Source organism: Psychrobacter sp. AOP3-A1-26 (genome assembly GCF_052378235.1).
Taxonomy (GTDB): domain Bacteria; phylum Pseudomonadota; class Gammaproteobacteria; order Pseudomonadales; family Moraxellaceae; genus Psychrobacter.
The window spans coordinates 1-12,341 of record NZ_JBQSXN010000090.1; the positions used below are offsets into that span (position 1 = coordinate 1).

The following is a 12,341-nucleotide window of genomic DNA, read 5'->3' on the forward strand; positions in this document are numbered from 1 at the left end:
ATAAAAAAAGCCAAGCGTTTGATGCTTGGCTTTTTTTGTGGTGATTCTAGATTAACGAGTGACCGTCTTTTGATTTTTCCAAATCAATATTTCACCTGTATCGAGCTTTTGGGTGAGTAGATAATAGGGCAGGCTTGGATTATCAGTATTGGTATTTGGGAGCCGTTGTAAGGTTAATTGGCTTTTGCTTAACTGTTCAAGCTCACGAATTTTATCTTCGGCAGCTTCACGTTTCGGACCACAGCCCATCATCGATTGTGCCCCTGAGCCGATTAATAGCATGTTATCAGCAGTCAAAATGTATGGTCCACCAACGCCATTACAATCAGAGCCAAACCCCACTTGATGCTCCTCATTGTATACGGGATAACCAAAATAGGCGCTGACGGGAAAGCCTGGACGACTAATCTCAATAATGGCTTTATTATCACTATCGACCGCGCTAACAAGTCGCCATTGGTAAGTTTTTAACAGCTCATAACTAATCGGCAGACCAGTAGTTGGTTGCAATTTCTTTGGGATAGCTGCAAAAATAAACTGTTTATCTTGGGCATTTAATGCCAACTCATAAGGAATTGGCTTTTTTGAGATTGGTTTATTTAGAGGTGATAATCGCTGTTTTGAGGATTGCTGTTTTGGTGTTGGGATAATTTTAAGGTTAAAACGACCTCGGCCATATTTGGGGAATAGTTGGGTTAAATAATCCGAGATATCGCTAGCCGCTTGCGTATCGTTTATTAAGCAAGATTCTGGCGTGGTCGTTGTTACGCCATAGGAGCTATAAGTGTAATTATGATAACCGTCATGATGCAGGCTATAACGCTGACAGTCGTATTTAAACACCAGATTACTAGGTCGCACATCCAGTATTAATGGCGGCACAGCGTCGCCCCCAGCATAAACATCAGAATCAACATGAGTGACCACATCTTGATTATCTATCCAGCGCACCAGCTTCCAATCAAAGCGATTGAGACTTTCAACGGGTAGTTCAGGCAATTTCCAAGAGCTTATGTATTCATTCTCATCACTTTGTGGAAACGTGATGATTCTTTCATCGGTATCTATTGGTTTTGGCGCTTTAGCGGTTATCGGTATAAAGGTGCTATCGTCTATGGTTTGACAGCCGACTAAGCCTGCCACGCCAAACATGCTTATTAAAGTAAACGTACGAGCTGGTATTAATAAATGGTAGGAAAGAGTCATAATGCTTGTCCATTTTTATATTAAATTCATATCCGTATAAGCGTCTTAAATATTATCGTGAGCTGTCTTTTGTCTCACTTTGCCAAATTAGAGTCTCGCCTGAGTCCATTTTTTGGATGAGCTTGTAGGGTAATTCATTATTTGTATTGCCGTGATCATTATTTGATGCAGTTTTGGTTAATAATAATTGGCTTTGGCTATACGATACTAATTTGCGAAAATCAGATTCTATTTTATCTATCTGCTCGCCGCAGCTCATCATCGTACTGGGCGCACCACCAATGAGTAGCCTGTGATTATTGGTTATGGCATAAGGACCACCTGCGCCATTGCAGCCCACAGAGTAGCCAGCAAAGCGGTGATATTCTTCTGTCGTAAATCTGCCAATGATAGGGGTCTCTGCTTGATTAAAATGTTCAATCAGTTGAGCTTTATTATCGGCCGCGCTTATCAGTCGCCAGCTATAGCGCTCAATTAACTCATTAGTAATGGGCAGTCCTGATGTTTTTTGTTCAGGCTTACGCATTCCAGTAAATATAAGTGTCATATCATTATTTATATTTAATGCCAGTTGTTTTGATGAATTTGGTATAAAAAAATTAGATTTAAGAGTTACTGGCTCAAAATTAAAGTATAAATTTGATCTCGGTGAAAATATGGTCTCTAGGCTTTGTTGGATAGCACCTTTGCTCGCTACGTTACTCTGTGTGTCACAGTCATTAGTAGAGTCCACAAGGTGAGATATTGAGTAGGGGTATGGCGTGGGATAGGCATTCTCAATAAATAATTTGTAACGATGACAACCTTCTTTAAATAATAAACTACTTGGACGAATATCCATAATTAATGGTGGTTTATGCCTGAAAGGTTGGCCTTTATTGTTCATACCAGTCACTTGCGTTAATTGCCAGTCATACTTAGTCAAAGTTTGAAGAAGATAAGGTTGCTGGATAGAGGTTGACCAGTCTTCATTATTTGTGTCGGAATTAACGGCACCAATTTTGTTTGAATGGCTCAGTTTAGTAGACTGACAGCCTACTAAAGCCACTGACGATAATGAGCCTACAAGTAATGATAAAGTAGCCAATCGATTTAAATTCATTTTTATTACCAAATAAACATTTGTCTAAAATATAGCATAGGGTTTTACTTAAATTGTTGTTTATTTTTGCCAAAAAAAGCCGCCTACATTGCTGTAAGCGGCTTTTTAATTGCTAAGGCTAAATTACTGACGGTTTAATTAATTATGTAGCGCTTTGCCTTTGGTTTTATCAACCGTGACTTTTGCAGGCTTAATTGGTGTTGGCATGCTGACTAAAGCAACTTTTAATATCTCATCAATCGTCGCGACTGGCTGAATGGTTAAGCCTTCTTTGACGTTATCAGGGATATCAGCCAAGTCACGCTCGTTGGTCGCTGGAATCAACACATGCTTGATGCCGCCGCGATGCGCCGCGAGTAGCTTCTCTTTCAGTCCGCCGATACGTAGGATTTTACCACGCAGGGTAATCTCACCTGTCATGGCGATATCTGGACGAATGGCAATACCAGTCAAAGCAGATACCAGCGCTGTGGTCAGTGCGCCACCAGCAGAGGGACCATCTTTCGGCGTCGCACCTTCTGGCATATGCACATGGACATCAGTCGTTTTAAAGGTTTCGTAGTCGATACCTAAGCTGTCACCACGGGCACGAACCACACTCATAGCAGCGCGAATAGACTCTTTCATCACATCGCCGAGTGAACCAGTAAAGCTCAGCTCGCCTTTACCTTTCATTGCCACCGCTTCAATAGTCAGTAGCTCACCACCGACTTGTGTCCAAGCAAGACCAGTAATACGACCAATCTCAGGCTCTTCTTCCGCTAGACCATAGTCATACTGATGCACGCCTAGATAATCATCGATATTTTTGTCATCGACCACAACCAGCTGACGTTCTGCTTTTTTCGGAGCGCGAGCGCCATGACTTTCAACTGAATTGCGAACTACTTTACGGCAGATTTTATTGACTTCGCGCTCAAGGTTACGCACACCGGCTTCACGGGTATAGCTACGCACGATGCTATGTAATGCTGCTTCGACAATCTCAATCTCGCCTTCTTTGAGACCGTTATTTTTAATCGATTTTGGCACCAAATACTTCTGGGCAATATTGACCTTTTCTTCTTCGGTATAACCCGGTAGACGAATGACTTCCATACGGTCAAGTAGCGCTGGTGGAATATCCATACTGTTCGCTGTACAGATGAACATCACTTGCGATAAATCTAAGTCCATATCTAAATAATGGTCGTTAAAAGTATCGTTCTGTGACGGATCTAGCACTTCAAGCAACGCTGACGCAGGATCACCACGGAAGTCTTGCGCCATCTTATCAACTTCATCTAGTAAGAATAGCGGGTTTTTGACTTCAACTTTTGCCAATGATTGCACGATTTTACCCGGCATTGCGCCGATATAGGTACGGCGATGACCACGAATTTCGGCTTCATCACGGACGCCACCCAGCGCCATACGCACAAATTTACGACCAGTAGCCCGAGCAATTGACTCGCCCAATGAGGTTTTACCGACACCAGGAGGGCCGACTAAGCAAAGAATAGGACCACGCAGTTTTTTCACCCGTGATTGTACGGCGAGGTATTCTAAGATGCGGTCTTTCACATCTTGCAAGCCGTAATGATCTTCGTCCAACACGGTTTTGGCTTTGTCTAAATTGATAGAAACTTTGGTCGTCGCATTCCACGGCGTGTCCAAAATCCACTCAATATAATTACGCACCACTGATGATTCTGATGAGGCAGGCGGCATCATTTTGAGCTTTTTTAATTCTTGCTCGGCTTTTTTGCGCACATCTTCTGGCAAATCAGCTTCTTCTAAGCGCTGCTCAAGCTCAGCCACGTCATCTTCACCATCGAACGCACCGTCACTCATATCTGACAGCTCGTTTTTAATGGCCTTCATCTTTTCGTTTAAGAAGTATTCGCGCTGATTGTCTTCCATTTGCAGACGGACGGCATCTTGGATGTCTTGTTCGATATTTTGCTCAGCGCTTTGCTTGACCAAATATTCAGTCAAGGTATTGATGTGGGTTTTGATGTCGTTTTCTTCTAAGAACGACTGTTTCACATCAAGGTCCATCGAGACACGCGTTGAGATAAAGTAGACCAACTCAAGCAAATCATCGATACGCTGCGCCACGCGCGTTAGCTCACGAGCATTACGCAAGCGCGCATCGGCGTAGCTTTCAAATAGGGTGGTTAAGGCTTGAATGGTATTTTTCTGCTGGCTTTCGTCCATGCTGACATCGAGGTCAGCGCGATCAAAGCTGGCCATTAACAACTCGTCGTGATTTTCGATGTTATCAACACGTGCGCGGTACTGACCTTCAATCAATACTTTGATGCAGTTTTCATCGCTGTCGTGCGGCATGGTGCTAACGATACGGCAGACCGTACCGTACTGGTATAAGTTGTCTTGATCAATATCTTCGGTTAGCGAGTCTTTTTGGGCAACGACCAATACTTTATTGCCGTACTCGGCTTGTGCCAATTCAACGGCTTTTACCGATGGTGCACGACCGACAAATAAAGCAATTTGCATGTGCGGATAGACCACGACATCTCGCAACGCTAGTAGCGGCAGATAGTTTTCAGAGCCGTCATCTTTAATAGCATTGTCATCTGCAGCATCATCGTCTGAAATACTGCTATTTTCGCTATCATTTTTTTCAGTGTTGTCAACGTTATCAGTATCAGACGTTGCATCTAGCTCTTTTTCTAATGCATTATCATCAGCAACGCTAGATGAAACGTCGACATCAATGTCGATATTGTCTTGGGCAATTTTATGTTCACTCATATATTCTTTCCTCGTTCACCAGACTTGTAAAGTCAAGTTAGTGTCTCATGTTTAGATAAATGGTGCTGCTATACAAAATTGCAAGGCTTATTCGCTAACAGTAAAGGTAATATTGTGGGTTTATTTGCGCGTTCGGTTATGTCTGCTAGGTTCTACGCGTGGGATTTCTGTACAAAATCAGGTAAACTGACGCGCATCTTAACCGCTACGCACGTATAACGGCTGTGTGGATTAACAGACTGCGGCGAAAAAATAGGTCAATAAAAGGTCGAGAGTGGGCCACAAAACAGAGAGCAAGGGGCGAAAATATGACCATCAATGCGGTGTTACTGGCAGTCGTCATCATGCTAGGGCTATCTTTGGCGCGGGTACACGTGGTACTCAGCTTGTTAATCGGTGCGCTGGCAGGTGGACTCATCGCTGGTCTTGGTGTGACCGATACTTTAAATGCCTTTCAAGAAGGCATCCGTAATGGGGCACAAATTGCCTTATCTTATGCGTTACTTGGGGCTTTTGCGGTGGCAATTGCGCATTCTGGCTTGCCGCAATCTCTGGCCGGTGCAGTGATTAAACGCATTGATGCTGGCGGCACCAGTGGCATGATTAAATATATGCTGTTTGCAGGCCTCGTTATGATGAGCTGCTTTAGCCAAAATTTAATTCCCATACATATCGCCTTTATTCCTCTATTAGTGCCGCCTTTACTATTGGCATTTAACCGGATGCAGATTGATAGACGTCTGATTGCGTGTCTGATTACTTTTGGACTGGTCACCACTTATATGTTTATTCCTTATGGATTTGGTGATATTTATCTTAATCAAATCATGCTAAAAAATGTCGGCGAAGCGGGCATTGATGTGGCAAATATTTCAGTCACCAAAGCGATGGCGATTCCAGCACTGGGCATGTTTGTAGGTTTGCTAGTGGCGATATTTATTAGCTACCGTAAACCGCGCCAGTATGCCCAATTAACCATTGATAAAGACGCTCGCGATGCGGTCGTAGAAGGTGATGCATTAAGCAAAACAGCGGCAGATGCACAAACACAAAGTAAGCTTAAAACACTGGTGGCGATTGCTGCGATTGTGACAGCCTTTGTAGTGCAGCTTTATACTGATTCGCTATTGCTTGGCTCGATGTTTGGTTTTGGGGTGTTTATGGCGACGGGCGTGGTCAAGTGGCGTGATGCCGATACGGTGTTTAATGACGGTATCAAGCTGATGGCGATGATTGGCTTTATTATGATTACCGCGCAGGGCTTTGCCGAAGTGATGAAAGCGACTGGTGAAATCGCACCGCTGATTGATGGGGCGACGAACTTGTTTGCGGGTAATAAGGCCATTGCTGCTTTAGTGATGTTAAGCATAGGTTTAGTCGTCACGATGGGTATTGGTTCATCGTTCTCAACCATTCCAATTATTGCCGCTATTTACGTGCCGCTATGTATCTCGTTAGGCTTTTCACCACTAGCTACGGTTGCGATTATTGGTACGGCTGGCGCGCTTGGTGATGCAGGTTCTCCAGCATCAGATTCGACGCTTGGACCCACTTCTGGTCTCAACGTTGACGGTCAACATGACCATATCAAGGACAGCGTGGTACCGACATTCTTGCATTACAACATTCCACTATTGGTATTTGGTTGGATTGCGGCGATGGTGTTGTAGGTTGTGTTTTATAGAACTATACTCCATAAAAAAAGCTACCGAATAGGTAGCTTTTTTATTTCAAATCGATAATTTCATACTAAAGCTTTTTGTACTGCTTTTGCTAAAAACCCAGAGCGAGTTTCGTGGTTTTTTTCAGCATAACTGTCAACACGCTGTAATAAATATTCAGGCCAACTAACATTAAAGCGTACTTGCTTAGTTGAAAACTTGCTTTCATCAATATTTACAATAGCCCAAGCCAAAGCATCTTGAAAATCTGCATTCATTCTTAATGTTTCTATATCACTAGTATGAAAGTCAAAACTCATTCCTTTATCTAGCATATATTCGATATGATCGTAAATTAAGGACTGCGCTTCTTGCACTGTGTCATCGATGGTATCTCCTAAAGGGAAACAGCCGTCAATATCAGGAACAATAGCTGCATAGTTGTCCATGCCTTCGTCTTTGAATATAGCGATGGGATAATTTAACATATAACCCCCTATGAATATTATCTTATTAATAAATTTAAATAGGATAGAGAAAGTTTTTATGAAGAGTAAAAACCAACCTTTGTTAAAAGGTTGGAGTTGCTTAAAGTTTCAAACTAGAAATACGTCTTGCTTGAGCCAATTGATGCCGAGACACATCTTTTTCAGGGTGACTGATTGAAATAATGCTATCAACGCCTTCCTTTCTCAAAATATGATGACTTCCTTTAACTCTATCAACTATCCAACCATCCTCTTTAAGCAACTTGATTAGTTCACCACTTTTCATGGATTCTCTTCAAGGATACTAATTGGATGTGTGTATTATTACACATAATTTATAATTAATGCTGTATTTCTGTGTGTAGAAGTGTGTATTGAATATTAAAGAAGATCGTTAATCTTCAAAACCCTCAATCTCAACACCCAAACCGCGCAAAAACTCATCACTTTGCACCAATAGCTCATTTAAGCGCGTTTCATTGATAACCCGTGCCAACTCATCAGAATTAAACTCTTGCTCTTGACTATAATATAGCTGCTCACGTTCTCCCTCTTTATTAGCTAACGTTTGCAGATAATCGGCAACGCTATCTGCGCTAGATTTATCGTCACTATTACTTTTAGAGTTATCTTTCATCAAAACCACCGTATCCCACTAGGGGTAATCAAACCATCTAATGGCACATCCCACGGTTGACGCGCCAACTGTTCCACCACTTGAAAATCATAACACCAGCCAATTTTTAACGGCTTTTTTGCCCCTGATTGATAGCTTTTAGCAAGCGTCGTATCATAAAACCCACCACCCATACCCATGCGATTGCCATTACTATCAACCGCTGTCAATGGACAGATAATGACATCTAATTCTGCCGCCCATAGCAACCGGCGATGATGGTTTTGTTTCATACCTAAGCTATGGATACGTGTCGGGACGTTGATTAATTTGTTGTGATAAATAGGCACAAAGCGCAAGCGTTTATCATCATTACGACCGAGCGAGCCAACCACTGGCAGATACGGCTGATAATTTAAGCGAGTTATCCAGTCTAGTAGTGGTTGAGTCGGTAGCTCGCCAAAACCATCATAATACAAGCCAATACGAGCGTTGGCTGGCAGGCGCTGTTGCAGCTTGATTAAATGCAAGCTGGCAGAATGGGCAAGCTGCCTGCGTTCACTTTCGCTTAACTGACGGCGCTGGCGAGTAAAATGTCGTCTTGGCGGATTGCTTGTTTTTAATGCATTTTTCTCAGTATTATTTATGTCAGGATGCATAAGTAGAGTATCCAGTAACGTAGGGAATTGATGGTGGCTGGCGCTTTTAGATAGCGGTAGTGGCTATTTGTCAATATTCAACACGGCCTAGTCATGCTATCATAACGCCACTTTATATCGTGTTTTTCTTTATGTGTAACCGCTGTTGTATTTTATGCTCAAGCATTTATCAACAAATCATTTATCAACAAACCATCGAAGAGGGTAGTTATGTCGACACAGAATCAGGCAACTCGTACCGAAAAAGATACCATGGGCAACGTGGAAGTCCCAGCTGATGCATATTGGGGTGCACAAACCCAGCGTAGCCGCGAGAACTTCAAGATTGGTGGTGAAACCTTGCCGCGACCGATGATTGAAGCGATGGCACTGGTCAAAAAAGCCGCTGCGATTACCAATGCTGGCCTTGAGCGTATCGAAGGTGATAAACGCGATTTAATCGTCCAAGCCGCTGACGAAATTATCAATGGTGGTCTAACGGATCAGTTTCCATTGGTTGTCTGGCAGACCGGTTCTGGCACCCAGTCAAACATGAACATGAACGAAGTATTGGCCAATCGTGCCAACGAAATCGCTGGTAATGAGCGCGGCAGCTACACGCCGATTCACCCAAACGACCACGTCAACCATGCTCAATCTACTAACGACAGCTTCCCAACCGCGATTCGTGTGGCGGCAGCGCGTGAAATTAATGGCTTATTGATTCCAGCGGTAAAAGCATTGCGCGATACACTAGATGCTAAAGCCAAAGAGTTTGATAGCATTGTTAAAATCGGTCGTACGCATCTGCAAGACGCCACGCCTTTGACATTAGGTCAAGAGTTCAGTGGTTATGTCAGCCAACTTGACCACTCGCTAACGCGTATCGATAACGCGCTACAAGGCCTGTATGAATTGCCACTAGGTGGAACGGCAGTTGGTACAGGTCTAAACGCCCATCCTGATTATGCGGTAAAAGCCGCTGAGCAATTGGCAACATTGTCTGGTCTGCCTTTTGTGACCTCACCGAATAAATTTGAAGCACTAGCCGCTCGTGATGCCGAAGTATTTGCTTCTGGTGCCTTAAAAACCCTAGCAGGTAGCTTAAATAAAATCGCTAACGACGTACGTTGGTTGGCATCAGGTCCTCGTTGTGGTTTGGGTGAGTTGACGATTCCTGAAAATGAGCCAGGCTCTTCTATCATGCCAGGTAAAGTAAACCCAACCCAGTCAGAAGCGATGACCATGGTTGTGGCGCAAGTGATGGGTAACGATGTCACTATCAGTATGGCTGGCGCGTCAGGTAACTTTGAGCTAAACGTCTATAAGCCAGTGATCGCCTTTAACTTATTGCAATCTATCAAGCTACTTGGTGATGCGTGCAATAGTTTTAACGACAATTGTGCGGCTGGTATCGAGCCAGTGAAAGATAAAATCGATGACTTCTTGCATAACTCACTGATGCTAGTGACTGCATTGAACCGTCATGTTGGTTATGAAAATGCGGCGAAAATCGCTAAGACTGCTTATAAAGAAAACAAAACCTTGAAGCAAGTAGCGGTTGAGCTAGAGCTATTAACAGAAGCGCAGTTTGATGAGTGGGTAACGCCAGCTGATATGGTACATCCTTCTTAATATCAATCTATAAGTCTGATTTGTATTCCTTATAACTCAAGCTTTTAAAGTTGATACTTTGACTTAATAAAAGACCTTGTCATCTAATGTGGCAAGGTCTTTTCTATTATGATAACTTAAACCAGAGCGGCCCATACAGCAACGCCAACGTATAAATATCTAATTGGTGTGTAAAATGAGGTTTTCTATGATTCAGGTTTTACCATTGATATATATCGCTTATCGATATACAATATAAAAATATATTAATTTTCTACAAACCAATAATAAATATAAAGGTGTTGAGATTTGTATGATCGTTAATTTTAAATGTAGTGACACCCAAACTCTTTTTTCTACTGGAAAGACAAAGCGATGGTCTGCAATAAAAAATGTTGCAGAACGTAAGTTACTACTGTTAGACAATGCAACTGTGCTTGAAGATTTAAGAGCACCACCGGGCAATCGCTTAGAAGCTTTGCATGGCGATAGAGAAGGTCAGCACAGTATACGAATTAATGCTCAATGGAGATTATGCTTTGTTTGGACAGAGCAGGGTGCTACAGATATAGAAATTATCGATTATCATTAGGGGCTGTATAGAATTCATCTATTAGGACTGCTGATCGCTAAAATAATTCCAGACTAGGCGTAAATCGAAGGTAATGTCGAGACCTTAGCTAGATTTACAACAACGTCTGGGGCGATTTTAGCATCAGTCCGAAGGAACAGGACTATTTTTTGCCACTTCATAGCCAAAACTATCGCGCTTAGAATGACTAAACTTACTATTTTTGGCGTCGAATTGCCTAAAAAATAGTCTCTGTTAGTTCCTTAGCTGAATTCTATACAGCCCTTAATCTAGCTGAACAATAAGAGAGGGAGAGAAACTCATGATTAAGAATGGTATGCGCCCAATTCATCCTGGTGAAGTATTAAGAGAAGATTTTCTTGAGCCGCTCGATATGAGCGCCACTGCGCTTGCAAACCAGCTGGGCGTTACGCCTGCGCGTGTTAATGAGATCGTACGTGAGAAGCGAGGCGTTACCGCAGACACAGCATTGCGCTTAGCCAAGTATTTTGGTGGTAATGCTCAGTTCTGGCTAAATCTACAATCCACTTATGAGCTACGTCTAGTTGAATCTGATGACTTACACTTTTTAGATGAGATTGAGCCTATTGAGTATGCTTAATACCCGTATTGTGGCTACGAGAAAGGCAGCGAAAATCGCTAAGACCGCTTATAAAGAAAACAAAACCTTGAAGCAAGTAGCGGTTGAGTTAGAGCTGTTAACTGAAGCACAGTTTGATGAGTGGGTGACGCCAGCAGATATGGTGCATCCTTCTTAATATCAATCTAAAAACCTGATTAGCATTGTTATATAAGCTAACCCTAAATTAGTAGTGCTTGTATTCCTTACAACTCAAGTTTTTAAAGTTGATACTTTGACTTAATAAAAGACCTTGTCATCTAATGTGGCGAGGTCTTTTTTTTGTTCTTTCGATTCTTAGAGGACGTTAAACTGATTAAATATACTTAAGTTCGCTATCGGGCAATACTGTCTTTATCTATTGTCTTACTTTATCTGTATTCTTAGAGTATATATTTAATGAATTACCAGCCATTATCAGTATTATACCGATGACTAAGGCCACGCTAAAACTTTCAGAATATAACAGCACACCAATGATTGAGATTAGCGGTAATCTAAACATATCCATGGTTACAACGAATGTGACCTCTGCATGTTGCATGGCTTTGGTCATACAATAATGTGCTGATAGGGCTGTCACTCCTATAATTATAAGCCATAGCCACTGAATATCTAACGGCGTTGTCCAGCCTTCTATAAATAAAAGTAATCCTAAAGGCGCTTGAAGCAGACACATCATAAAAATGATGGTTATTGGGCTTTCGCTATTAGATAATGATTTTGTGGAAACATGAGAAAAGGCATAGCAAATAGCTGCACCCAGAACGATTAGTGACGCATAGTTGGCGCCCTCTGTATTAGGTTGTACGATGACTATTACCCCTAGAATACCTAATAGTACGGCAGCAACTTTTTTGACAGTTATAGACTCTTTTAAGAAAAGATACGATATAATTATCGTCCAAAAAGGGACAGTGAATTCAATAGCAAAAACGGTCGCTAAGGGCAGTAGCCCTATGCCTAAGAACCAACCGTATTGTCCTGCAAAATGAAATAGATTTCTTACTACATGTAATTTGAGACGTTTGGGAAATAAAAAATG

The 12,341-nt window shown here is 42.2% G+C and carries 12 protein-coding genes and 1 pseudogene; 5 read left to right on the forward strand and 8 right to left on the reverse strand.

Annotation, left to right across the window (positions count from 1 at the left end; translation table 11 throughout):
• Positions 1 to 51: 51 nt before the first annotated feature.
• From ACT3TU_RS12070 to lon, 3 genes are all read right to left on the reverse strand, one after another.
• The gene (locus ACT3TU_RS12070) at positions 52 to 1,206 is read right to left on the reverse strand and encodes an META domain-containing protein (RefSeq protein ID WP_192528735.1); all 1,155 of its coding nucleotides are present in this window, start codon (positions 1,204 to 1,206) and stop codon (positions 52 to 54) included.
• Between the two features lie 52 nt (positions 1,207 to 1,258).
• Positions 1,259 to 2,308, reverse strand: coding sequence for an META domain-containing protein (locus ACT3TU_RS12075; RefSeq protein WP_192528734.1), 1,050 nt, complete (start codon positions 2,306 to 2,308; stop codon positions 1,259 to 1,261).
• Between the two features lie 138 nt (positions 2,309 to 2,446).
• Entirely contained in the window at positions 2,447 to 4,879 is a 2,433-nt protein-coding gene (lon, locus tag ACT3TU_RS12080) for an endopeptidase La (protein ID WP_192528759.1), read from the reverse strand.
• Positions 4,880 to 5,376: 497 nt separating this feature from the next.
• Here lon and ACT3TU_RS12085 point away from each other — a divergent pair, with 497 nt between their 5' ends.
• Positions 5,377 to 6,738: a Na+/H+ antiporter family protein gene (locus tag ACT3TU_RS12085; RefSeq protein WP_192528733.1), complete on the forward strand. Its 1,362-nt coding sequence runs from the start codon at positions 5,377 to 5,379 to the stop codon at positions 6,736 to 6,738.
• A 74-nt stretch (positions 6,739 to 6,812) separates the two neighbouring features.
• Here ACT3TU_RS12085 and ACT3TU_RS12090 read toward each other — a convergent pair whose 3' ends face one another.
• The 4 genes from ACT3TU_RS12090 to ACT3TU_RS12105 form a co-directional block, all read right to left on the reverse strand.
• Positions 6,813 to 7,217: a type II toxin-antitoxin system HicB family antitoxin gene (locus tag ACT3TU_RS12090; RefSeq protein ID WP_192528732.1), complete on the reverse strand. Its 405-nt coding sequence runs from the start codon at positions 7,215 to 7,217 to the stop codon at positions 6,813 to 6,815.
• A 100-nt stretch (positions 7,218 to 7,317) separates the two neighbouring features.
• Positions 7,318 to 7,503: a type II toxin-antitoxin system HicA family toxin gene (locus ACT3TU_RS12095; protein WP_192528731.1), complete on the reverse strand. Its 186-nt coding sequence runs from the start codon at positions 7,501 to 7,503 to the stop codon at positions 7,318 to 7,320.
• A 108-nt stretch (positions 7,504 to 7,611) separates the two neighbouring features.
• The gene (locus tag ACT3TU_RS12100; RefSeq protein WP_192528730.1) at positions 7,612 to 7,854 is read right to left on the reverse strand and encodes a hypothetical protein; all 243 of its coding nucleotides are present in this window, start codon (positions 7,852 to 7,854) and stop codon (positions 7,612 to 7,614) included.
• Positions 7,854 to 8,492 carry a 5-formyltetrahydrofolate cyclo-ligase gene (locus tag ACT3TU_RS12105; protein ID WP_192528729.1) on the reverse strand — a complete coding sequence of 213 codons (639 nt, stop codon included), beginning with the start codon at positions 8,490 to 8,492 and terminating at the stop codon, positions 7,854 to 7,856. Before ACT3TU_RS12105 ends, ACT3TU_RS12100 begins: the two co-directional genes overlap by 1 nt.
• Before the next feature lie 210 nt (positions 8,493 to 8,702).
• Here ACT3TU_RS12105 and fumC point away from each other — a divergent pair, with 210 nt between their 5' ends.
• From fumC to ACT3TU_RS12125, 4 genes and pseudogenes are all read left to right on the forward strand, one after another.
• The gene (fumC, locus tag ACT3TU_RS12110; RefSeq protein ID WP_192528728.1) at positions 8,703 to 10,106 is read left to right on the forward strand and encodes a class II fumarate hydratase; all 1,404 of its coding nucleotides are present in this window, start codon (positions 8,703 to 8,705) and stop codon (positions 10,104 to 10,106) included.
• A 292-nt stretch (positions 10,107 to 10,398) separates the two neighbouring features.
• Positions 10,399 to 10,677 (forward strand): type II toxin-antitoxin system RelE/ParE family toxin, encoded by a 279-nt coding sequence (locus tag ACT3TU_RS12115; protein ID WP_192524368.1) that lies wholly within the window; start codon positions 10,399 to 10,401, stop codon positions 10,675 to 10,677.
• Positions 10,678 to 10,978: 301 nt separating this feature from the next.
• A complete protein-coding gene (locus ACT3TU_RS12120; protein WP_192528727.1) occupies positions 10,979 to 11,278 on the forward strand; it encodes a HigA family addiction module antitoxin in 300 nt (99 codons plus the stop codon).
• Positions 11,256 to 11,435: pseudogene (locus tag ACT3TU_RS12125) on the forward strand (class II fumarate hydratase); the annotation flags it as partial. The gene ACT3TU_RS12120 and the pseudogene ACT3TU_RS12125, both read left to right, overlap by 23 nt.
• A 219-nt stretch (positions 11,436 to 11,654) precedes the next feature.
• Here ACT3TU_RS12125 and ACT3TU_RS12130 read toward each other — a convergent pair.
• Positions 11,655 to 12,341: DMT family transporter (locus tag ACT3TU_RS12130; protein WP_444784416.1), on the reverse strand; the 687-nt coding region annotated here is incomplete at its 5' end.